This is a genomic window from Paenibacillus radicis (ex Gao et al. 2016) (assembly GCF_014641555.1).
GTDB lineage: Bacteria > Bacillota > Bacilli > Paenibacillales > Paenibacillaceae > Pristimantibacillus > Pristimantibacillus radicis.
The window spans coordinates 118780-140092 of sequence record NZ_BMHY01000006.1 but is presented as its reverse complement, the minus strand read 5'-3'; the positions used below and the strand labels follow the sequence as shown (position 1 = coordinate 140092).

General features: G+C 50.4%; 19 protein-coding genes. 12 read left to right on the top strand and 7 right to left on the bottom strand.

Annotation, left to right across the window (positions count from 1 at the left end):
* Nucleotides 1-205 precede the first annotated feature (205 nt).
* Both IEX98_RS16970 and IEX98_RS16965 read left to right on the top strand, forming a co-directional pair.
* Nucleotides 206-1372, top strand: a complete 1167-nt coding sequence (locus IEX98_RS16970) for an exonuclease SbcCD subunit D (RefSeq protein WP_188890405.1) — start codon at nucleotides 206-208, stop codon at nucleotides 1370-1372.
* On the top strand, nucleotides 1369-4461 hold the full coding sequence (locus IEX98_RS16965; protein WP_188890404.1) for an AAA family ATPase: 3093 nt from the start codon (nucleotides 1369-1371) through the stop codon (nucleotides 4459-4461). Before IEX98_RS16970 ends, IEX98_RS16965 begins: the two co-directional genes overlap by 4 nt.
* Before the next feature lie 58 nt (nucleotides 4462-4519).
* Here the strand turns inward: IEX98_RS16965 and IEX98_RS16960 are convergent, their stop codons facing one another.
* Nucleotides 4520-5041 (bottom strand): hypothetical protein, encoded by a 522-nt coding sequence (locus IEX98_RS16960; protein ID WP_188890403.1) that lies wholly within the window; start codon nucleotides 5039-5041, stop codon nucleotides 4520-4522.
* A 102-nt stretch (nucleotides 5042-5143) separates the two neighbouring features.
* On the opposite strand from IEX98_RS16960, the gene IEX98_RS16955 reads away from it, so the two are divergent.
* Both IEX98_RS16955 and IEX98_RS16950 read left to right on the top strand, forming a co-directional pair.
* Nucleotides 5144-5524 carry a DUF423 domain-containing protein gene (locus IEX98_RS16955; RefSeq protein ID WP_188890402.1) on the top strand — a complete coding sequence of 127 codons (381 nt, stop codon included), beginning with the start codon at nucleotides 5144-5146 and terminating at the stop codon, nucleotides 5522-5524.
* 138 nt (nucleotides 5525-5662) lie between these two features.
* Nucleotides 5663-7570, top strand: a complete 1908-nt coding sequence (locus IEX98_RS16950; RefSeq protein WP_188890401.1) for a putative bifunctional diguanylate cyclase/phosphodiesterase — start codon at nucleotides 5663-5665, stop codon at nucleotides 7568-7570.
* A 70-nt stretch (nucleotides 7571-7640) separates the two neighbouring features.
* Here the strand turns inward: IEX98_RS16950 and IEX98_RS16945 are convergent, their stop codons facing one another.
* Nucleotides 7641-8114, bottom strand: a complete 474-nt coding sequence (locus tag IEX98_RS16945; RefSeq protein ID WP_188890400.1) for a hypothetical protein — start codon at nucleotides 8112-8114, stop codon at nucleotides 7641-7643.
* Between the two features lie 178 nt (nucleotides 8115-8292).
* Here IEX98_RS16945 and IEX98_RS16940 point away from each other — a divergent pair, with 178 nt between their 5' ends.
* Nucleotides 8293-8598 carry a YunC family protein gene (locus tag IEX98_RS16940; protein WP_188890399.1) on the top strand — a complete coding sequence of 102 codons (306 nt, stop codon included), beginning with the start codon at nucleotides 8293-8295 and terminating at the stop codon, nucleotides 8596-8598.
* A 107-nt stretch (nucleotides 8599-8705) separates the two neighbouring features.
* On the opposite strand, the gene mtnA is transcribed toward IEX98_RS16940, so the two are convergent.
* Nucleotides 8706-9758, bottom strand: coding sequence for an S-methyl-5-thioribose-1-phosphate isomerase (gene mtnA, locus IEX98_RS16935; protein WP_188890398.1), 1053 nt, complete (start codon nucleotides 9756-9758; stop codon nucleotides 8706-8708).
* 36 nt (nucleotides 9759-9794) lie between these two features.
* Nucleotides 9795-11009 carry an S-methyl-5-thioribose kinase gene (gene mtnK, locus IEX98_RS16930; RefSeq protein ID WP_188890397.1) on the bottom strand — a complete coding sequence of 405 codons (1215 nt, stop codon included), beginning with the start codon at nucleotides 11007-11009 and terminating at the stop codon, nucleotides 9795-9797.
* A gap of 153 nt (nucleotides 11010-11162) precedes the next feature.
* Between mtnK and IEX98_RS16925 the strand changes: the two genes are divergently transcribed.
* The 6 genes from IEX98_RS16925 to sufB all read left to right on the top strand — a co-directional run bounded on the left by IEX98_RS16925 (nucleotide 11163) and on the right by sufB (nucleotide 17230).
* The gene (locus IEX98_RS16925; protein WP_188890396.1) at nucleotides 11163-11771 is read left to right on the top strand and encodes a DUF1802 family protein; all 609 of its coding nucleotides are present in this window, start codon (nucleotides 11163-11165) and stop codon (nucleotides 11769-11771) included.
* 282 nt (nucleotides 11772-12053) lie between these two features.
* Nucleotides 12054-12833 (top strand): Fe-S cluster assembly ATPase SufC, encoded by a 780-nt coding sequence (sufC, locus tag IEX98_RS16920; RefSeq protein ID WP_188890395.1) that lies wholly within the window; start codon nucleotides 12054-12056, stop codon nucleotides 12831-12833.
* Between the two features lie 21 nt (nucleotides 12834-12854).
* Nucleotides 12855-14162, top strand: a complete 1308-nt coding sequence (gene sufD / locus IEX98_RS16915; protein ID WP_188890394.1) for a Fe-S cluster assembly protein SufD — start codon at nucleotides 12855-12857, stop codon at nucleotides 14160-14162.
* The gene (locus tag IEX98_RS16910) at nucleotides 14159-15385 is read left to right on the top strand and encodes a cysteine desulfurase (RefSeq protein ID WP_188890393.1); all 1227 of its coding nucleotides are present in this window, start codon (nucleotides 14159-14161) and stop codon (nucleotides 15383-15385) included. Before sufD ends, IEX98_RS16910 begins: the two co-directional genes overlap by 4 nt.
* On the top strand, nucleotides 15372-15803 hold the full coding sequence (sufU, locus tag IEX98_RS16905; RefSeq protein ID WP_042165057.1) for a Fe-S cluster assembly sulfur transfer protein SufU: 432 nt from the start codon (nucleotides 15372-15374) through the stop codon (nucleotides 15801-15803). Before IEX98_RS16910 ends, sufU begins: the two co-directional genes overlap by 14 nt.
* Nucleotides 15804-15832: 29 nt before the next feature.
* Nucleotides 15833-17230: a Fe-S cluster assembly protein SufB gene (gene sufB / locus IEX98_RS16900; protein WP_188890392.1), complete on the top strand. Its 1398-nt coding sequence runs from the start codon at nucleotides 15833-15835 to the stop codon at nucleotides 17228-17230.
* 66 nt (nucleotides 17231-17296) lie between these two features.
* On the opposite strand, the gene IEX98_RS16895 is transcribed toward sufB, so the two are convergent.
* The 3 genes from IEX98_RS16895 to IEX98_RS29440 all read right to left on the bottom strand — a co-directional run bounded on the left by IEX98_RS16895 (nucleotide 17297) and on the right by IEX98_RS29440 (nucleotide 20209).
* Nucleotides 17297-17671, bottom strand: a complete 375-nt coding sequence (locus IEX98_RS16895; protein WP_188890391.1) for a hypothetical protein — start codon at nucleotides 17669-17671, stop codon at nucleotides 17297-17299.
* 555 nt (nucleotides 17672-18226) lie between these two features.
* Nucleotides 18227-19285, bottom strand: coding sequence for an HD-GYP domain-containing protein (locus tag IEX98_RS16890; RefSeq protein ID WP_188890390.1), 1059 nt, complete (start codon nucleotides 19283-19285; stop codon nucleotides 18227-18229).
* A gap of 180 nt (nucleotides 19286-19465) precedes the next feature.
* On the bottom strand, nucleotides 19466-20209 hold the full coding sequence (locus IEX98_RS29440; protein ID WP_188890389.1) for a molybdenum cofactor biosynthesis protein: 744 nt from the start codon (nucleotides 20207-20209) through the stop codon (nucleotides 19466-19468).
* Between the two features lie 100 nt (nucleotides 20210-20309).
* Between IEX98_RS29440 and moaA the strand changes: the two genes are divergently transcribed.
* Nucleotides 20310-21311, top strand: a complete 1002-nt coding sequence (gene moaA, locus IEX98_RS16880) for a GTP 3',8-cyclase MoaA (RefSeq protein WP_188890388.1) — start codon at nucleotides 20310-20312, stop codon at nucleotides 21309-21311.
* The last annotated feature ends 2 nt before the right edge of the window (nucleotides 21312-21313 follow it).

Genomic DNA, 21313 nt, shown 5'->3' with positions numbered 1-21313 from the left:
GATCCTCCGTTGCGCACCTTCATGCCATTAAATTGATCGTTTTGAATTGTTGATAATAGTTTTGAATAAATGTAACGCGGTTTGGCTAATTAAGCAACCAATGGCTGCAGGGGAAAATATTGCAGGAAGGAGTTGAGCAGGCGCGGGGCGAATAGTTAATTGTTTGAGGGCCGCTTGCGGCCTGGTGTACAGGAAGGATGATAGAATGAAGCTATTTCATACTGCGGACTGGCATTTAGGCAAGCTGGTGCAGGGTGTATATATGACGGAAGACCAGCGTTATGCGCTTGGACAATTGACGGAAGCAGTCGCCGAAGAGAGGCCGGATGCTGTCATTATTGCAGGCGATCTCTATGATCGCGGTGTACCGCCAACGGAAGCCGTTGAGCTGCTTGATGAACTGCTGAACAAACTAGTGATAGAGCTAAATACGCCTGTTCTGGCGATTTCCGGCAATCACGATAGTCCGGACCGTATCGATTTTGGCACGGCAATGATGGCAAGCCGAGGCTTACATATTGCAGGACGCTTGAAGCCGGACATGAATCCGGTTGTTATGCAGGATGCATACGGTGAGGTGCATTTTCATCTCGTGCCTTATGCCGATCCGGCGCAAGTTCGCCATGCTTTCGGCGACGAGAAGATTCGTACACATGACGATGCCATGCGGGAGACGACAAAACGTATTGTTGAGCAAATGAATCCGGCAGCCAGACATGTGCTGATTGGGCACGCCTTTGTGACGTCAGGAGGCGCTGCCGAGCCGAATACGAGCGATTCGGAGCGTCCGCTGTCGATCGGCGGGGCGGAGCATGTGCGGGCGGATTATTTTGAGCCGTTTCATTACACGGCGCTCGGTCATTTGCACCAGGCTCATTTTGTCCAGCGGGAAAACATTCGTTACGCGGGCTCGCCATTGAAATATTCGATCTCTGAGGAGAACCACAACAAAGGTTATTTGGTAATCGAATTGAATGAAACAGGCGTATGCTCGATTGAAAAAAGAGAGCTGAAGCCGCTCCGCGACATGCGGCGGGTTACCGGCACGATCGAGGAAATCGAATCGCATCCGGTAAGCGAGGACTATGTATTTGTAACGCTGCTGAACGACAACCCTGTGCTGTTTCCGATGGAGAAGGTACGCGCTGTTTATCCAAACGCGCTGCATGTGGAGCGGCGGGTAACCCGCGTAATCGAAGCAGCGGAGGGTGAGGAAGCTTCGGCTGCGGGCAATCGGAGAGAGGCCAATCCGGTGGAGCTGTTTGCTTCATTTTACTCGGAAGTGAAGGGCGTGCCGCTTGCAGAGGAGAAGAAGCAATTGTTCGCAGAGACGTTCGAGCAGCTTCTTCGTGAGGAAGGAGGTGCGGTATGAGACCGCTTAAGCTAACGATGACTGCATTTGGGCCTTATCGCGACGCGGAGACGATTGATTTCTCACAGCTGGAGGATCATCGGCTGTTTGTCATCTCGGGCAGCACAGGGGCGGGCAAAACCTCGATTTTCGACGCGATCTGCTTCGCATTATACGGCGCGGCAAGCGGCGAGGACCGTTCGGAGCCGCGGATGCTTCGCAGCCATTTTGCCGATGACGAGACGCATACGGCTGTCGATTTCGAATTTGCCGTTGGCAAACGCAGCTATCGGTTGTTCCGGCAGCTGCCGCACCGCAAGGGAGGAAATAAAAGCGAGACCGGGGGCAAAGCAGAGCTGTACGAGACGACGGAAGGCACGGAAGTACCGGCTGTCGATCGTTTTACTGTGGGCGATGTGAACGCAAGAGTGGAGCAAATTATCGGGCTGACGAAGGAGCAATTCAACCAGATCGTCATGCTGCCGCAAGGTGAATTTCGCAAATTGCTCACCTCCGATACGGACAATAAAGAGGAAATATTGCGGCGGATTTTCCGCACGGAGCTGTACCAGCGGCTGGAAGGCCGGTTTCAGCAGCGTAATCGCGAGCTGGGAGATTCCCTGAAGCAAGCGAAGCTGCGGGCGGAGCTCTATATGAAGCAAGCCGCAGAGACGCTGCCCCTCCGTGAGGATAGCGTGCTGGCTGCAACGTTAGCGCAGCCTTCCTTCAACGGGGCGCAGCTGTCGGAAGCGCTGGGCCAAGAGCTGGCCTATTACCGCCAGACAGCACAAGATGGCGAAGCGGGCAAAGCATCGCTGCAAGCGGCGCTCGATGCACAGGAAGCGCGGCTGCGCGATGCGCTTGCGCTCAATGCGCGATTTGCGGAGCTGGATCGCGAGCGTTTGAACCGCGAGCGGCTGGAAGCGCAGCGCGGCGAATATGTGGAGCGCGAGCACCGGCTGCTGCTGGCGGAGCGTGCGGCGCAGCTCGCTCCGTATGCGGAGCAGGCAGAGCGGGCTGCGCGTGACGCCGCAGCGAAGCTTCAACTGCGCGATGTGCGCCGGGCAACCGCAGAAGCAGCGGTCGCAGCCGCAGCGGAAGCGGAGGAGCGCTATCGCCGCGAGGAGCAGCGCGAGGCGGAGCGGGAAGCAGCGATGCGAGAGCTGCATACGCTGACTGAGCTGGTACCGGCCGTGCAATCGCTCGCCGAGCTGCGCGGGGCGTATGATCGTCTCCTCATTGATGAGCGGGAAGGGGCTGCCAAGCTGCAGCAAGCTGAAGCACAAATTGCAGCCGCAAAGGAGTCTAAGCAGTCGGCAAGCATGCAGTTGAAGGAGCTAGAGAGCGAGACAGCGTCGCTGCCTGACAAGCTGGAGCAACTGCGAAGCGTCGAGCAGCAAGGCAAACATGTTTCCCGATTGCTGGAGCTCGAGAAAGAGCTAGGCACAATTGCCGCTCTTGAGACGGAACGTTTGCAAGCATTGGAGCAGATTCGCAATGAGCATGACCAGTTGGAGCATATATGGATTGAAGGACAGGCCGGCTTGCTCGCCGCTCATTTGCATGACGGCAAGCCTTGTCCGGTATGCGGCAGCCCCGACCATCCGGCCAAAGCGGAATCGTCCGATGCGCTCCCATCGCGGGAGCAGCTGCAGCAGGCCAAAGATCGTCTCGGCCATTTCGAGCGCGAATTGAACGAAGCGAAGCTGCAAAGCGCCGCCACCCGCAGCAGTTGGGCGAGCAGCGCTGCAGAGCTTGCCGAGTTTGGCGCGTCAGCTGAGCGGTTGGCGGAACAGCAGGCGTCATTACGCGCACAATGGCGGCAATTGAAAGAGGATGCTGATCGGCTGGACCAGCAAGGCAAGCAAATACAAGAGCTGAAGCGAACCAGCGAGCAGCTGGAGACGAAGCTGGAGCAGCAGCAGCAGATGAAGGATAAGCTGCAGCTAGAGCAGCATGGGATTGCTGTCGAACGCGCAACAAAGCAATCGGTGCTGGAAAAGGAACTGGAGCGCATTCCAGAATCGTTGCGTTCGCCGGAGCAATTGAATCAGCGGCTGACTGCGCAGCGCTTGTTGGCCGATACGCTGGCCGCAGCCTGGAAGCAAGCACAAGAGAGTGTGCAGCAGACTCGGACGAAAGTGGTCGAGGAGAAAGCTCACTTGGAGCAGTTGGAGCAGCAGCTAACAGAGGCGAAATCGAATGCTCTGCAAACGGCCGAGCGATTTGCGCAGCAGCAGGAGCTTGCAGGATTTTCGAATTCGGAGCAGTATCGCTCGGCGCTGCTGCCCGAGCACGATCGTTTGATGCTGAAAGAGCAATTGGAAAGCTACAAAACCTCGTTGCTCGCTGCCGAGCGCCGTATTACAGAATTGGAGCTGGCGTTGTCCGGTATGGAGCCTGCAGACATACAGCGGATGGAGGAAGAGAAGGCAGCGGTTCGGCAACAGTTGGAAGCCGTCATTGCTGCGCTTCAGACGGCTTCCCGTTATGCATCAGAGGCCGAGAGACTGAAGCACTCGCTGGATGACGCCAACATTATGGTTAAGCAGCTTGAGTCCGAGTTGGAGCAGGTGCTTGATCTGTATCAAATGCTGAAGGGCGACAATGCGCTGAAGATTTCATTTGAGCGATACATTTTGATCGAATTTCTGGAGCAGATTTTGCAGGCGGCCAATGTTCGGCTGCGAAATTTATCCGGCGGACAGTTTAATCTGCAGCGCAGCGACCGGCTTGAAGTAAGGGGCAAGCAAAGCGGGCTTGGGCTTGATATCTACGATGCCTATACCGGGCAAAACCGTGATGTCAAAACGATGTCAGGCGGGGAGAAATTCAACGCCTCATTATGCCTTGCACTCGGAATGACTGATGTCATCCAAGCGCACCAAGGCGGAGTGTCGATTGAAATGATGTTTATTGATGAGGGCTTCGGCTCGCTGGATGAGGATTCACTAAACAAAGCAGTCGAGGCGCTTGTTGATTTACAGCGGGCGGGACGGCTGATTGGCGTTATTTCACACGTTCAAGAGCTGAAGCAAGCATTCCCGGCTGCACTGGAAGTTCATAAGACGAAAGAGGGCTACAGCAAAACGGCCATTACCGTCAAATAACAAAAGCGTGCAGCGGAATGCGATTACGCACCCGTCTGCACGCCTTTGCGCGCTTAGGCTAGACGCTGTTTGCACCGATTGCAAGGCCCAATACGGTTAAGGCAACGATGCCGACGACGATCAAGCCGTTCAGAATGATGCCGACGATTGCGAAAGCTTTGCGGCGGTCCTTGGCAAAAGCGCCCACGATGCCGAGAATGAGGCCGATAAACGCGATGCCGGCGCCGGCAATCAGCATCAAACCTGCAACCATAATGGAAGCAACGCTCGAAATATCGTTATTCTCTATTTCTCGTACGATCGATTGCGGGTCGTCGGCTATACCGGCTGTGAAAGCAACGGAGAGAATAATGCCGATAATGCCGAGCAGAACAGCAACTAAGGCAATGATAAAGGAAGCGATGCCGAGTCCGGACTGTTTGATGTTCTCAGGCTGGACAGGAACTGGCTGGCCAAAGGCAGGCTGCGTTGCGTATGGATTGGTGTAAAATGGGTCACTATGGAGCTGTTGCTCGTTGTTATCGACAACCTGTTCCCCCTCGTTGACTGGTTTGGTTGAATCGTTGCGGTTCTCTTCCAAGTGATCGACTCCTTATTGTTAAAAGTAAAAGGATAGCAAGCAATGCTTATATATCCATAATCACGTAAAAGTATACACAAATAGGGAAGGATTGAAAATCAAATGTTGAAAAAATATTTTGCAATTGGCGCATTTGGCGCTGCATTGGCGGTTGCTCTTGGCGCGTTTGGCGCCCACGGATTGAAGGAAGTGTTGTCCGAGCGTCTTCTGGACATTTTTGAGACGGGCGTACGCTATCATATGTATCATTCGCTTGGCCTTATGCTGGTTGCCTTGCTTGCGGACCGGCTTGGAGAGAGCAAGCTGCTGCGTACAGGCGCCAATCTGCTCGTTGCCGGAGTCGTCATTTTCAGCGGAAGTCTGTATGCCTTGGCACTTTCTGACGTTTCTGTTCTGGGAGCGATCACACCTATCGGGGGAGTTGCATTTTTAGGCGGATGGGGTTGTATTATAGCGGCAGCCCTTCGTTCTAGTGAAAAATAATCCATCATTCGACAAAATTCGATCTTCATCTACAAGATTCTTGCATTCCTTTAGTAAATATTTCTATACCATATCGTTTATTTCGTTTATAATAGTACCAACACACACTTGACCTGAGCAGAGGAAGGAAGTTGGTGCGTGACGAAACGAATGGATGACTTGCCAGTAAAACAAACGCGGTATGCGGTAGCGCAATCGCTTAATGAACCTTGGAAGGTTGGTTTACTCTTCCTGATCGCTTCGGCGGTCATTGTTATCCTATCGTTTATTTGGGTGTCCAATACCCCCCTAGAATGGGTTTCCTCCATTCTATTCGCATGTACGCTAGCGATCACTTCTTTCCTCTACGTCAGGCGCGGACAAGCATCAAGCTTTCAAAACTATCATACGCCAATTGTGGAAACGCTCCTTCGTTCGGAAGCCGTTCCTTTGGCGGTTCTCGACCGGCAGGGCGTCATCATCGAGATGAATGAAGCTTCCAGCCGGACGTTAGGCTATCACCGTGCGGAGCTGCTTGGCAATTCGCTTGCGCCTCTGGTTGAGCCGGGCAGCCGCCAGCAGTTGAATGAACTGCTGGAGCAAGCGCTGAACGGCGAAGCCTGCCAAGTCAACGTCAACATTACGCATCGCTCGGGGTTTCCTTTGGAGCTGCAGATCGTGTGCGCGCCGATGATGAAGGGGAACGAAGCGATTGGCACTATAGTCGTTAGCCATGACTTAAGCGACCGGAAGCGCAACATCGAGCGTATTCGCTATATGGCCTATTATGATGATATGACAGGGCTTCCCAACCGGACGCTCTTTCATATTAAACTAAGCGAAAGTCTCGTTAAGGCACAGGAAGAGAATAAGCTAATCGGCTTATGCTACCTGGATCTTGACCGGTTCAAGCTGGTGAATGCTTCCTTCGGCAGAGAGTTCGGCGATATGCTGCTCATGCAAGTAGCGGAGCGGTTGACCCGAGCAGTTGCGGAGCAAGGGCTTGCAGCCCGAATGGAAGGCGATGAATTTGCCCTCTTGTTTACGGAAGCGGAGACGGAAGAGCAGCTTCTGGAGCTTGCACGCAGCATTCTCGGCCTAATTGAGGAGCCGTTTGAGCTGAAGGGTTTTCCGCTTCATATCACGGCGAGTATCGGTACGGTGACGAACGGGATTGCGGAGGATGACGGCTATACGCTTCTCAAGAAGGCAGATATGGCGCTTGTGCGCGTCAAGGAGAGCGGCAAAAACGATTGCATCCTTTATTCGGAAAGCTGGAGCAATTCCTCTCTGGAGCGTCTGACCTTGCAGCATGAAATGTACCGGGCGATACAGCGGCAGGAGTTCGTTCTTCATTACCAGCCGCAGTATGATATTGGTTCTGGTACGATGGTTGGTGTAGAGGCTCTTGTGAGATGGAAGCATCCGATCCGGGGGATGATTCCGCCTGGAGAGTTTATTCCGCTGGCTGAAGAAAGCGGAATGATTGTACAGATCGGCGATTGGGTGCTGGAGGAAGCTTGCCGCCAGAACAAAGCTTGGCAGGAAGCGGGCTTGCCGCCGATGCCAGTGTCGGTCAATCTGTCGCTTCGTCAATTCGTGCAGCATGATTTGGCAGGCAAAGTCGCGAAAGTATTGGAGAAGACCGGTCTTGAACCGCAATATCTGGATCTGGAAATTACAGAATCAATGACGATGGACGTTGCCCACGTATCGCGCTGCCTCATTGCATTGACGAATATGGGTATCGGAATTAGCGTCGATGATTTCGGAACCGGCTATAGCTCTTTCCATTATTTGAAAAACTTCCCGATAGACCGTTTGAAGATCGATCGTTCATTTGTCAGGGATATTCAACAAGACCCTAGCGATGCCGAGATCGTAGCGGCTATTATCGCTATGGCACATAATTTGAATATTCAGGTCATTGCCGAAGGCGTGGAAACGGAAGGGCAAATGGAGTTTCTGCGAAAACATCGCTGCGATGAAATGCAGGGCTATTACTGGAGCCCTCCAGTGCCGAGTACCAACATTGAGCAAATGCTAGGCTCTGCCTATATCCAATAAAAGATAAGCTCCCATCCTACCTGGATGGGAGCTTTGTTTAATGTCCGTTTTATTTTTAAGCAGGTGAAAGCTATTCTTGAAAATCTTCGATTTCATTTAATCTAAACGTATAGACCTGCTTCTCGTCGACATGGTAGATCGTGACTACGCTTGTCTGATCGTCGAAATTAATAATCCGGCAAGGGATGCTGAGCTTAACACCGAAGCCTTTATTGACGATAAGCCGAATCAGCTTATTGGATTTCATGTACTTGCGAATAGAATCAAATCCGTCGGATTGTTCTGGCGCAGAGGATGAATCTATCGCATTCTCGGGTCGGACGGGTTCAGAAATGTCTATAGGAACCAGATTAACGGCTTCAGACTTGCGTTCGTCTATAAGTTGACCAAGTTGAATACCGCTTAAAATCCGATAGTCCAGCAAGGGCGCTTCGTTAAGCGCATGTATGATTTTTTCCAGAGCGGCCCCGTTGCTGGAACCTTCAACGAGTACTTCGACCTGGAACACGTAGGATTTAGGAGTCATAGATTGAGTGGGTTTCATAGTTCCTCCGGACTAGGTAATGGGTTACCTCTAATATATCACTTATTGCGTCATCAAAGTAGTCCCAAATCGCATCCGAAATGTGTATCCATCCAACCAGTTAAAGATTGTGCTGCATATAATGATCGTGCAGCTTACTCACTTGTATTGAGGCTGGCTCAAAGGGGGTGGAACTCGTATGATGCGAATGGTTCCGATTACGCTTGGCAATGGGGCAACGGTGCTAGGCGTGGAAGTGAAATTGCCTAAAACGACGCTTCTTGCCATAACGACGGACACTGGATATATAATGTGCGGTGCCCTTGATGTTGGACTTCTCAATGATAGGCTGAAGGACCGAGGCATTGTGGCTGGGAGAGCAGTCGGCGTGAAAACGCTGGAAGAGCTATTGGACGCGCCGCTTGAGTCTGTAACCGCGACGGCAGAGTCGCTTGGCATTGTGGTTGGTATGAGAGGCTGGGACGCTTTGGCCTTAATGGTTTGAGGCAAGGCTGCGAGGAATGAGCCTCATCGCCCGCAATAACCGCAAATACAATGAAAAACGCCTGCAGGATGAGCCATTGTATGGCCCTTCCTGCAGGCGTATTTAGTTTAAACAAACAGGTTTTTCAAATTTACGTCATAAGGCGCTTTGATAATGCCTTTTTCAGTAATGATCGCCGTAACGAGATCATTTGGCGTCACATCGAAGGCGGGATTGAATACTTTAATGCCTTTAGGGGCGGTACGTTTGCCGAAGCCTTCCGTAATCTCCTCAGCGCTGCGCTCCTCGATCGGAATTTCTGCGCCAGTTGGCGTGTTCAGGTCGATCGTGGACATCGGGCAAGCGACATAGAACGGAATGCCATGCGCTTTCGCCAGTACAGCTACGCTGTAGGTTCCGATTTTGTTCGCAACGTCGCCATTAGCAGCGACGCGGTCCGTACCGACGATAACGGCATCGATCCAGCCTTTGGACATGACCATTCCAGCCATATTGTCGCATATGAGCGTAACGTCTACACCGGCTTGCTGAAGCTCGAACGCGGTCAAGCGAGCGCCTTGAAGCACCGGACGGGTTTCGTCAGCGAAGACGCGCAGCGGAATGCCGCGTTCTTGTGCCAGATAGAATGGAGCCAGCGCCGTGCCATATTTCGCAGTTGCCAGACCGCCGGCATTGCAGTGCGTGAGGACGCCGTTGCCTGCTTCGAAGAGTGTGAGCGCGTGCTCCCCGATGGAACGGTTCGTTTCTTCATCCTCGCTTTGAATGGCAATTGCTTCGTCAAGCAATGCTTGCTTAGCCGCTTCAAGCGGTAATTCACTCTCAACAATGGCGGCAGCACGGGCTTTCATCCGATCCAGTGCCCAGAACAAGTTGACAGCCGTTGGTCTCGATGTAGCCAGATACTCGGCTTCTTTCCGAACTTGCTCCAGCCATTCTCCGGTATTGGAAGCATCCCTGCTGCCAAGGAAGACGCCGTAAGCAGCCGAGATGCCGATCGCTGGCGCGCCGCGCACTTTCAAATGGCGGATCGCCTCCCAAACATCCTCAGAGGTTGTCAGCGGCAAATATACAATTTCTTCAGGCAAAAGCCGTTGATCCAGCAGGTCGAGTTTATCCCCTGACCAAATAACGGATTGCAGCCCTACATAATCAGTTGTCATGATGCAAATTCCTTTCTGTTGAACCGACTTTTACTATTACTGCTTGGCGGCAGCGGACCATACGATGTCGATAGCTTCCTCAATGGAATCCGCCTTGCGGTTGAATTTAATGAGCGACGTTCCGATTTCCAGTGCGAGGCGCTGCGCGCGCTCGCGGTCAGCAGCGTCAGGAATCCGGTCGATGTCAGCTACATGAGATAAACCAACGATACGGCGGACAACCTTGCAGCCTGCGAAGCCGATAGCATCCTGGAGCAAGGACTTCATGTACAGATCTTTGTAGCCTGCAGCGGAGTTGAAGAGACGATCGACGCCGTGCTCATCCCATAACGCGCGGAATTTTAAGTCGAATTTCGTCCAGATATCACGAACAGATTCGATCAGATAGCCTCGGAACTTAGCCAGCTCGGACGGATCTTGAATCCAGTGTCCCTGGCCAGCATAGTTAAGTACCAGATTGGCAATAACCGCGCCTACGTCGAAGCCGATCGGGCCATAGTAAGCAAATTCCGGATCGATGACCTTCGTCGAATCCTTCGTAACGAATACACTGCCCGTATGAAGATCGCCGTGCAGCAGCGCCTGAGCGCTCGTCAGAAACTTCGCACGGAGCAGAGCAACTTCCAGATGGAGCTCCCCGTCCTCGCGCAAAGCTGCAGCTGCATCTTCGATTGCCGCTTCATAGTTATTGTTGTCCGTCACTGTATACGGATCATCAAATACGAGATCCTCGGTAATTTTGCACAGATCGGGATTGACATAATTTTTAACCAGCAGCTTTTTATCCTGTTGGTTCTTGCCCAGATCGGAGGTGAAGAACAACGTCTTCGCCATGAACGTCGTAATGTCCTCGGCAAATTTAGGATAGCTTTCACCTTTGATCAAGCCATGACGCATAATAATATGATCGCTCAAATCCTCCATAATGGTAAGAGCCAGATCCGCATCGTATTTGTATACGGTCGGGACAAGTCCGGGCGCGAGCTCGTTTTGCAAAATCAGCGCTTCGCTTTCAATCCGGGCCCGGTCCAGCGTAAGCGGCCAGGATTCGCCAACGACCTTGGCATAAGGTACGGCTTGCTTCATTATTAAGCTTTTCCCGCTTGCGGGATCTGTAATATGAAAAACAAGGTTCAAATTTCCGTCGCCGATCTCACGGGACTGGAGTGCAGCCCCTTCCGGAAAAATGCCTTCGACTGTCCGGGCAATTTCAATTGCTTCTTGCTCCGTTAAAGGGTGATAAGCAGACATAGTTGTCCACCTCCGATAGTATAAGATTCAATTTAGTCCAGAATGCCTAGTATTCTACTCCGCTTAGTATAACTGATAATTTTTCGCCTTGGAATACCTACAAATGATATAATGGAATAAGACAAAGGACAAGTTTAGTTTGGAGGGATTACGTTGTCAGAGGCGGTAGAGCGCTTTCCGGTCGCATTGAAGGAGTGGGCGGTCACGGTTCAAGCGCTGAAAGAAGGGAAACTGATGCTCGTTATGCGCAAAGGCGGCATCGTAGAGGAGACGAGAGACTTCAGTCTTCGCAGTCCCGGCTTTTACTTGATGCCCGCATACGAGCATCAGAAAGAGCATCTGCTCAAGGAGGATCATCAGGGGCAAATTCAGGGGACGCTTGAAGAATGGAAGCAGCACCCGGATACGATGCGAATCGAAGCGTATGCGGAAGCGGTTGAGGATATCGAAATAACGGATCAAGAGACGCTGAACCGGCTGCGTGATTTTCACATTTGGACGGATGATTTCGCCGAGGAGCGGTTGAAATGGAAGCGTACGAAGCCGCTTCATCTGCTGTTGCTGCGCGTCTTCCGATTGGATAATCCCATTGAAATTCCGGTGCTTCCATCGTTTACAGGCTGCAAATCCTGGGTACAGCTAGAAGGGGAGACAGTTGCAGCGGAGTTTTCCACGCTGCCGGAACCGTCGATGGAGCAGGCTATTCCAGAACCGGAATTGCAGGCAAAAATCGCTGAAATCAAAGCGGCAATTGCCGGTTAATTCGACATTTGGCGTATATATTTTCAGCCCGCAGGGCTTCTCGGATTGCTTTATAACAAAACTTATAATAAAATGATTATTGAGAATCATTGAGAATCACTCTACAACTATATAACGTCTTACGGGCATCGTTTTTTGACTCGGCGAGCGCTAGCATTTAGCGTTGGAAGATAAGCGGTACAACCTACGGAATCGCTGTTTTATCTTTTACTATAAGACCGTTGTTGTTGATTATAGAGTGGCACGAGCCGACTATACCAACCATGGAGGGATAAGCATATTATGGCAACGCAATTTGTCATCGACGGCCTGAAAGCAGCCATCGAAGGAAAAGAAATTTTAAAGGGAATCAACCTCGAGATTAAAGGCGGGGAAATTCACGCGATCATGGGTCCAAACGGTACTGGTAAAAGTACGCTGGCATCCGCACTGATGGGTCACCCGAAATATGAAGTAACAGAAGGTACCGCTGTATTGAACGGCGAAGACCTGCTCGAAATGGCTGTGGATGAGCGCGCTCGCGCTGGCCTGTTCCTGGCTATGCAGTACCCAAGTGAAATTCCTGGTGTAACGAACTCTGACTTCCTGCGCAGTGCGATTAACGCCCGCCGCGAAGAAGGCAGCGAAATTTCGCTGATCAAATTCATTCGCCAAATGGAAGGCAAAATGAAAGAGTTGGAGATGAATCCGGAATTCGCGCACCGTTATTTGAACGAAGGCTTCTCCGGCGGCGAGAAAAAACGGAATGAAATTCTGCAAATGACATTGCTGGACCCGAAAATCGTCGTACTTGACGAGATCGACTCCGGTCTTGACATCGATGCGCTCAAAATCGTATCGAATGGCGTTAACGCAATGCGTTCCGAAGATCGCGGTTTCTTGATCATCACTCACTATCAGCGGTTGCTGAACTATATTACTCCTGATTTCGTTCACGTTATGATGCAAGGCCGTATCGTGAAATCGGGCGGTCCTGAACTGGCACAGCGTTTGGAGAACGAAGGTTATGATTGGGTTAAAGAAGAACTGGGCATCGTAGACGAAACGGTCGGCCAGGCTTAAGCGGAGAAGGGGGCATAACGGATGAGTACACAATTATCGACTCCGACTGACCGTCAATCCGCAGAGGCGCTTGCTCGCAGCAAAGGCGAACCGCAATGGCTCGTTGATTTGCGCGGCGAAGCAGCTGAGCTTGCCGGAACGCTGGAATGGCCGAAGCCGGAAAAAATTCGCATTGACCGTTGGAATCTGACGGCGGTTGGCAATTATGAGCAAGGACAAGCGGCAGCATCGGTCGGCGAATTGCCGAGCGTTGTAACGGAACTGGTGGCAGAAGGAACGGAAAGCCTGATTGTACAGCAAAATTCAACGATCGCTTGGAAACAGGTATCGGCGGAATTGGCTGCTAAAGGCGTTATTTTCACCGATCTGGAGACCGCATGCAAAGAGCATGCTGATCTGGTTCAGCCTTATTTGTTCAAAGCAATCGATAAAGGCGACAATAAACTGACCGCGCTGCACGCGGCGCTCTGGAACGGCGGCGTATTCGTATACGTGCCGCGCAATGTAGAGGTTGAATTGCCGCTGCAAGCGATCCTGTATAACAATAAATCCGAAGCTGCTTTTGCACCGCACATTTTGATCGTAGCAGAAAGCAACAGCAAAGTGACTTACGTGGATTACGTTGTATCCGAGCCAGGAACAACTACAGAACCGTTTGTTCATCATTCGGTTGTAGAAGTGTTCGTGAAATCGGGCGCACACGTACGTTTTGGCTCCATTCATCATATGGCTGACAACGGTGTCGATCTGACGCTTCGCCGCTCGATTATCGAGAATGACGGACGGATGGAATGGGTAATCGGGGACTTGAACGATGGCAACACGCTGTCGGACACAACTTCCCACCTGAAAGGCAACGGCTCGAATTCGGACGCTAAAGTAATTACGATCGGACAAAACGATCAAAAAATGAGCTTGACGACGCAAGCCGTTCACTTTGGACGCAGCTCGGAGAGCGACATGGTTACTCGTGCCGTAATGAAAGACAGCGCAACAGCGATTATCAACGGCATTACGAAGATCGAGAAAGGCGCAACGAAAGCGAACGGCGTGCAGACAGAGAAAGTTCTGATGCTTAGCCCGAAAGCGCGCGGCGACGCCAACCCGATCCTTCTGATTGACGAAGATGACGTTAAAGCAGGTCATGCAGCGAGCGTTGGACAGGTTAACCCGGAGCAGGTTTACTACTTGATGTCCCGCGGCATTACGAAGCAAGATGCTGAACGATTGATTATTTACGGATTTTTGGCGCCTGTCGTATCGGAGATTCCGATTGATGCGGTACGCGAGCAGCTTCAGCGTTTGCTCGAAAGGAAGCTAGAAGGATGAATATAGAGGCGGTACGGGAGCATTTTCCGATACTGCATCAGGAGATAAACGGGCATCCGCTCGTTTATCTGGACAGCGCGGCGTCTTCCCAGAAGCCGCGTTCCGTCATTGATGCGGTAAGTCGTTATTATGAACAAGATCATTCGAACGTGCACCGCGGCGTTCATACGCTCGGTTCGCGTGCGACGGATGCCTATGAAGGGGCACGGGAAAAGGTTGCGAAGTTTCTGAATGCGGCTGCGCCGGAAGAAATTATTTTTACGCGCGGCACGACGACGGCTTTGAATCTGGTTGCTTCCAGCTACGCCCGCTCCGTGTGCAAAGAAGGCGACGAAATCGTCATTACGCCGATGGAGCACCATGCGAATCTTATTCCTTGGCAGCAGGCAGCCAAAGCAACTGGGGCGACGTTGAAATATATTCCGCTTCAGCCTGACGGCACGATCTCGCTTGCCGATGTTGAGGCGACAGTTACAGCTAACACGAAGGTTGTCGCGGTCACTTACGTTTCCAACGTGCTGGGCGGCGTCAATCCGATTAAGGAGATTACGTCCATTGCTCACCGCAACGGCGCTGTTATGGTCGTTGACGGCGCGCAAAGCACGCCGCATAAGAAGGTCGACGTGCAGGACATCGATTGCGATTTCTACGCGTTGTCCGGACATAAAATGTGCGGTCCGACCGGTATTGGCGCCTTGTATGGCAAAAAAGCGCTGCTCTCGAACATGGAGCCGATCGAATTCGGCGGCGAAATGATCGATACGGTTGATCTGTATGAATCGACATGGAAGGATATTCCGTATCGATTCGAGGGCGGTACGCCGATTATTGCCGGCGCTGTTGGTCTTGGAGCTGCTATCGATTTTCTGGAGCAGATCGGCATGGACGAAATCGATCAGCATGAGAAGCGGCTTGCCGCATATGCTTATGACAGACTGTCAACGATCGACGGCGTGACGATTTATGGTCCGAAAGAGAACCGGGTGGGTCTAATTACGTTTAACGTAGACGATATTCATCCCCATGACGTCTCGACCGTACTAGACGCAGAAGGTATTGCGATTCGCGCCGGCCATCATTGCTGCCAGCCGCTTATGCGTTGGCTGAATGTATCCTCCACAGCACGAGCAAGCTTTTATCTATACAATACAGAGGAGGAAATAGACCGTTTGGTGGACGGCCTTCTCAAAACAAAGGAGTTCTTCGGCTATGCAATTGGATGATTTATACCGCAGAGTAATCATGGATCATTATAAAAATCCACGAAACCGCGGGACGCTTGATGCCGAAGCCGTTACGATCAATTTAAACAATCCGACGTGCGGCGATCGCATCTCGCTCCAGCTACAAGTGGAAGACGGGAAAGTTGTCGACGCGAAATTCAGCGGGGAAGGCTGTTCCATCAGCCTCAGCTCCGCATCAATGATGACGGAAGCCGTCAAAGGCAGAACGTACGAAGAAGCGATTGGCCTTGCCGAGCGTTTCTCCGGTCTGATGAAGGGTGAGCCTGTTGAATTTGTCGAGAACGAGGATATCGAAGCGTTGTCGGGTGTTAATAAATTTCCTGCCAGAATCAAGTGCGCAACGCTCGCTTGGAATGCTTTGCGCAAAGGCATCGAGCAGCAGCACCAGCACGAATAACATCATTATGAATAAGGAGCGTGAATGCAATGGCTAAATCAATGCCCGAAATGGAAGAGTATAAGTATGGTTTCCGCGATGAGCACAAGGCCGTATTCCAATCCGGCAAAGGTCTGACGGAAGAAATCGTTCGCACGATTTCTGAGATGAAGGGCGAGCCGGAATGGATGCTGGAATTCCGCCTGAAATCGCTTGAGCAATTCAACAAAATGCCAATGCCAAAATGGGGCGGCAACATGGATGATCTGGATTTCAACGATATCCAGTATTATGTTAAGCCATCCGAGAAGCAAGGCAAAACATGGGAAGAAGTTCCGCAAGAAATTAAGGAAACGTTCGATAAGCTGGGTATTCCTGAAGCGGAGCAAAAGTTCCTTGCCGGCGTTTCGGCTCAATACGAGTCCGAGGTCGTTTACCACAGCATGCAGGAAGACCTGGAGAAGCAAGGCGTTATCTTTACCGATATGGATACCGCGCTTCGTGAATACCCGGATCTTGTAAAAGAATATTTCAGCACGATCATTCCGCGTACCGACAACAAATTCGCCGCTTTGAACAGCGCGGTTTGGTCGGGCGGCAGCTTTATCTATGTTCCAAAAGGCGTCAAATGCGAAGTTCCGCTGCAAGCCTACTTCCGTATCAACTCCGAGAACATGGGTCAATTCGAACGTACGCTTATCGTTGCGGACGAAGACAGCTTCGTGCATTATGTAGAAGGCTGTACGGCTCCTGTATACAGCACCAACTCGCTGCATAGCGCTGTTGTTGAAATTCTCGTGAAGAAAAATGCGCGTTGCCGTTATACGACAATCCAAAACTGGGCGCCAAACATCTACAACCTCGTTACAAAACGTGCGGTTGCAGAAGAAAACGCGACGATGGAATGGGTTGACGGTAACATTGGCTCCAAGCTGACGATGAAATACCCGGCTGTCGTTCTGAAAGGGCGCGGTGCGAAAGGTATGGTATTGTCCATCGCTGTAGCGGGCAAAGGCCAGCATCAAGACGCAGGCGCGAAAATGCATCACCTTGCACCGGATACGACTTCGACAATCGTGTCGAAATCGATCAGTAAGCATGGCGGCAAAGTAACGTACCGTGGTGTCGCATCGTTCGGACGCAACTCCGAAGGTTCGAAAGCAAACATCAAGTGCGATACGCTCATTCTCGATAACGAATCGACTTCCGATACGATTCCGTACAACGAGATCATGAATGACAACATTACGTTGGAGCATGAAGCAACGGTATCGAAAGTGTCCGAGGATCAGCTGTTCTATCTGATGAGCCGCGGCCTGAGCGAAGCTGAAGCGACGCAAATGATCGTAATGGGCTTCATCGAGCCGTTCACGAAAGAGCTTCCGATGGAATATGCGGTCGAAATGAACCGTCTCATCAAGTTCGAGATGGAAGGTTCGATCGGTTAAGAAATCGCAGATTAAAATAAAAAATCCCAATGACCTAAGTAAAAGCGGGTCATTGGGCTTTTTTTATTATTCTTTTGCCGGATCTATTCCGACTTTAGTTTTTGCTTCTAATAAAGTAGCTGCACCTTTAAGTATAAAGGCTTGAGACATTTTATGTTCTTCTTTGAAGTTTTGCATTTGATCTTCTTGTTGTTCATCCAGATATTCCATAGCTGATTTAAAAGACTTTTCTCTTGTAAAATATCCCGTGGAAAAATTAGTTCTAACAGATTGCAATAGTTTTTTCACGTCTTCATGGATATCATCGCTTATTTTGATTTTACCAATATCAGTACTCATTATTTCTGCAGCTTTTTTAGCATCGGAAGCTGCCGCATAGGCATCATGGATGCCTACTGTCCCATTGGATAGCCCTTCCATTGCCTTTTGATACCAATCCATTATAGGTTTCATGGATTCTTCAATTGCATAAACTTCCTTTTCGAATTGAAGAACGGCTTCTTTGTTTTCTTTAGAGTCTACTGCATTTTCTGATGTTTCATTTTCTTCTGTTGTTTGAGTTTGCTGATTCAGAAAAGTCTGAACTAGCAGAGGTCTGTGGTACTTGATCTGGTATTGTCATATTCCCAATCACGCCTACTAAAAAATGTAAAGAATAGATAATTCCAAGAACTCGCATTCCAGTACCCAATCTTTTCCACTGTACATAAATCATAATATACGGGATGCAAATCCAACCTAATATTTTTAAAAACAACAACAAAATCAGCCTCCAAAAAATATGCAAGATCTTATTCAATTTGTTAACAATATTTTTATCATAATATACATTTATAATTAATTAAAATGGTTTTTTGCCGAAGGAATTCGATTGATCATGATTAGGCTAAACTGAGAATTTTGGTTAGATGGTATTGGAGTGTTATCAATACGAGGACAACGAGGAATGCAATTAAAAAAGGAGGTTCGGTTAATAAAACCGAGGCCTCCTTTTTGCTAGATTAATACTTCTTTAATCTCGTATTCGCGCTCGACAGTCAGATCGATGAAACGTTCGCCGATTTGGATGAGGGGCCGGAAAAATTCCGTTGGATGTGTCATGATAATGACGCCGGTCTCGCCGGATTCGAGAATCGTTTTTTTACCGATAAAATTCGGAATCATATGCTTGATGAACGTATGCGTCGTGTGGGCATCTAGCTCGGCGAAGCTGAGCTTGTACAGTTCTTTCAGCACGTAAAGCAAATCGCGTTTTTTCTGGTAGACCCGCTCGGATATCATAGCGCTATAAATATCGACGACGGAAATGATTTTGGCCACGGGATGAATGCTGTCGCCATCCAGTCCATGAGGATATCCACTGCCGTCATTCCGCTCATGATGCTGAAGCGCGCTTACCGCAAGAAATGGCTCATCCGCAAATGATTCAAGAATAATATCATGGCCGTATTGGGCGTGATTTTTAATCTCGGCAAATTCTTCGTCTGTCAGCTTGGAAGGCTTGTTCAGAATCGAATCCGGTATGCGGCTTTTGCCAATGTCATGCAAAAATCCGGCTTTGCCGATCTGCAGCGCTTCCTCTGCTGAATAGTCAAGCCATGTCGAAAGGTAGTAGGACAGCATTCCGACTTGAACGGAGTGCTGGTACGTATAGTCATCCGTCGTATTAAGCAACAGCAGCATCGATACGACATCGCGCTCCATTTGAAAGTTTTTGAGCAAGGGTTGGAAAGCTGCTTCTACTTCCTCTTCATTGATAACGCCTTCATTAGTCGCCTTGCTAAAAAGCTGCTGAAATCCTTTGACTGCGTTTTCGTAATCGGGCTGCACGGTAGGAAGCCATTTCGGACTGACGATCGATTCGAGCGTACGGTCTGGAATAGAGTCCAAATTGCGGTCCTGAATATCAACATAGTCAATATGGTGCTGAAGCAACTTGGAAATATCTTTATTGTGCAGTACAGTTCCTTTGGAAAGTACATGTAGTCCATAGGAATTGAAGGTATCTTTAAGCAGAAGATCGCCTTCTATTAAATCAGTAACGTGAACCCTCATCACTGCACCTCAATTTGAGTATTTAGTCAACTTTAATAGTAGCAACGAATGAAGGGATTGGCAATAACGGTGTCGTAAAATTATGACTTTTTAACTAGTATTTCGGCATTAATTGCAAGTGAATTTGTCGATTTTTGTCGTATTATGAAACGCAAAAAAACCGCATATTTTCATTTGCTTTTAATAGTCAGGGAGCGGCTTGGCAGGCTGCCACGGGCCAAGCTGATGCCCCTTCCATTCAGAGCCGTCTTCCCATATTTCTTTTTTCCAAATCGGGACAATTTGTTTTAATCTTTCAATCGCATAACGGCTCGCTTCATAGCAGCTTTCCCTATGCGGGGAAGATACGGCGATGACGACGCTCGTCTCGGCAATGGCGACATCGCCGATGCGGTGGGTAATGGCACACAACGTGCCGGGCCAGCGTTCGGCCAGCTCGTCGCCGATCTGCTCCATCATTTTGACCGCCATAGGCTCATAAGCCTCATATTCCAATCGAATGGTTCGTTGGCCCTGTGTCCATTCTCTCGTTGTACCTACGAAGACTAGTGATGCGCCATGCTCAGCAACGATTACTTTGCGCAGCACCTCATCGCTTTGAATAGGTTCGGCTGTAATGACGTAACGCGGGATAGCCGCTCTCCCAGTTGAGGACGCGTTCTCGCTTGGCTGGCCCCCGGATACAGGCGGCAGAAGCGCAAGCTCATCGGAACAGCGTACAATCGCATCGTCGGAAGCGTAGGTCTGGTTGCAGGCGACAAAGGAGATGCGCAGCAGGTCGGCATGTTCAGGATAACGCTCTGCGAGCAGCTGTTTCAGCTGTCCGGCAGTCAATTGCTCCGCTGTATCAGCGATGCTTATATTTGATGCGCCAAAGCGCTCGGGAAGACCTGCAAAAAGTTTAATATTCCAGTCAAATTCCATCGATTTCTAACCTCACAAGACTAGTTTAACTACTGCTATAGCATATCATAATGGGGTGAAAAATGTTATGCTAAAGGGACCGGGAAAGGGAGTGAACGGCATGTCACAGTTAATCGATCGATTTGGTCGCGTACATGATTATTTGCGGATTTCTGTAACGGACAGATGCAATTTGCGTTGTCTGTACTGCATGCCGGAGGAAGGGATGGCGTTTGCTCCATCCGAGCAATTGCTAAGTTACGATCACATTGTCGAAGTTGTCGAAGCAGCTGCCGCTATTGGTGTGACAAAGCTTCGTATTACGGGCGGCGAGCCTCTTGTCAGGCCGGGGCTGGATGGACTTATTCGCCGGCTGGCTGCGATTCCGGGCATTGCCGATATCGCACTGACGACAAACGGCATGCTTCTCGGCAAACAGGCGGAGGCTTTAAAAGCTGCAGGCTTGAACCGGGTCAACATCAGTCTCGACACACTGGATGCATCGCGATTTCGGCTTATCGCCCGCAGAGGCGAGCTGAAGCGCGTTATGGATGGCATTAAGGCAGCTGCAGCCGCAGGTCTTACGCCGATCAAGCTAAATTGCGTATTGCTCAAGGGAATTAACGAAGACGAGATCGCACAATTTCTGAAGCTTGCTTACGAGCATCCGATGCATGTGCGTTTTATTGAATATATGCCGATTGGTCATGCGGACGACAATTGGCGCAATCATTATTTGTCCTTATCACGGGTACTGGAAATTGCGGAAGCGGAAGGCTACCAGATTTCCAGGCGCATGAACGTGCAAGGAAACGGACCTTCTGATGACTGGCAGATGGAAGGGGCAGCTGGCTCCTTTGGTCTTATTCATCCCATCAGCGACCACTTTTGCAAAAGCTGCAACCGGCTGCGCCTGACGTCGGACGGCTCGATCAAGCCTTGCCTGTATTGGGTCGATGAACTGAATGCGAAGGAAGGGCTGGGCAATCCGGAAGCGATGAAGCGTTTGCTGTATCGGGCGATGGACGTCAAACCTGAAAATCATGAAATGGCCGCCAAGCTGGCGAATGAGGCACAGTCGCATGTGCCGACAGACCGGAGAATGTCGCAGATCGGAGGGTAAGC

What these genes read in the sequence shown, in the direction of transcription:
- IEX98_RS16895 (WP_188890391.1), bottom strand. Translation starts at nt 17,671, where the DNA reads ATGGATTGGTATCAAAAGGCAATGGAAGGGCTATCCAATGGGACAGTA.
- moaA (WP_188890388.1), top strand. Translation starts at nt 20,310, where the DNA reads ATGTCACAGTTAATCGATCGATTTGGTCGCGTACATGATTATTTGCGG.
- IEX98_RS16890 (WP_188890390.1), bottom strand. Translation starts at nt 19,285, where the DNA reads ATGAGGGTTCACGTTACTGATTTAATAGAAGGCGATCTTCTGCTTAAA.
- mtnA (WP_188890398.1), bottom strand. Translation starts at nt 9,758, where the DNA reads ATGACAACTGATTATGTAGGGCTGCAATCCGTTATTTGGTCAGGGGAT.
- sufD (WP_188890394.1), top strand. Translation starts at nt 12,855, where the DNA reads ATGAGTACACAATTATCGACTCCGACTGACCGTCAATCCGCAGAGGCG.
- sufC (WP_188890395.1), top strand. Translation starts at nt 12,054, where the DNA reads ATGGCAACGCAATTTGTCATCGACGGCCTGAAAGCAGCCATCGAAGGA.
- IEX98_RS16945 (WP_188890400.1), bottom strand. Translation starts at nt 8,114, where the DNA reads ATGAAACCCACTCAATCTATGACTCCTAAATCCTACGTGTTCCAGGTC.
- IEX98_RS16965 (WP_188890404.1), top strand. Translation starts at nt 1,369, where the DNA reads ATGAGACCGCTTAAGCTAACGATGACTGCATTTGGGCCTTATCGCGAC.
- sufB (WP_188890392.1), top strand. Translation starts at nt 15,833, where the DNA reads ATGGCTAAATCAATGCCCGAAATGGAAGAGTATAAGTATGGTTTCCGC.
- IEX98_RS16955 (WP_188890402.1), top strand. Translation starts at nt 5,144, where the DNA reads ATGTTGAAAAAATATTTTGCAATTGGCGCATTTGGCGCTGCATTGGCG.
- sufU (WP_042165057.1), top strand. Translation starts at nt 15,372, where the DNA reads ATGCAATTGGATGATTTATACCGCAGAGTAATCATGGATCATTATAAA.
- IEX98_RS16940 (WP_188890399.1), top strand. Translation starts at nt 8,293, where the DNA reads ATGATGCGAATGGTTCCGATTACGCTTGGCAATGGGGCAACGGTGCTA.
- mtnK (WP_188890397.1), bottom strand. Translation starts at nt 11,009, where the DNA reads ATGTCTGCTTATCACCCTTTAACGGAGCAAGAAGCAATTGAAATTGCC.
- IEX98_RS16970 (WP_188890405.1), top strand. Translation starts at nt 206, where the DNA reads ATGAAGCTATTTCATACTGCGGACTGGCATTTAGGCAAGCTGGTGCAG.
- IEX98_RS16910 (WP_188890393.1), top strand. Translation starts at nt 14,159, where the DNA reads ATGAATATAGAGGCGGTACGGGAGCATTTTCCGATACTGCATCAGGAG.
- IEX98_RS29440 (WP_188890389.1), bottom strand. Translation starts at nt 20,209, where the DNA reads ATGGAATTTGACTGGAATATTAAACTTTTTGCAGGTCTTCCCGAGCGC.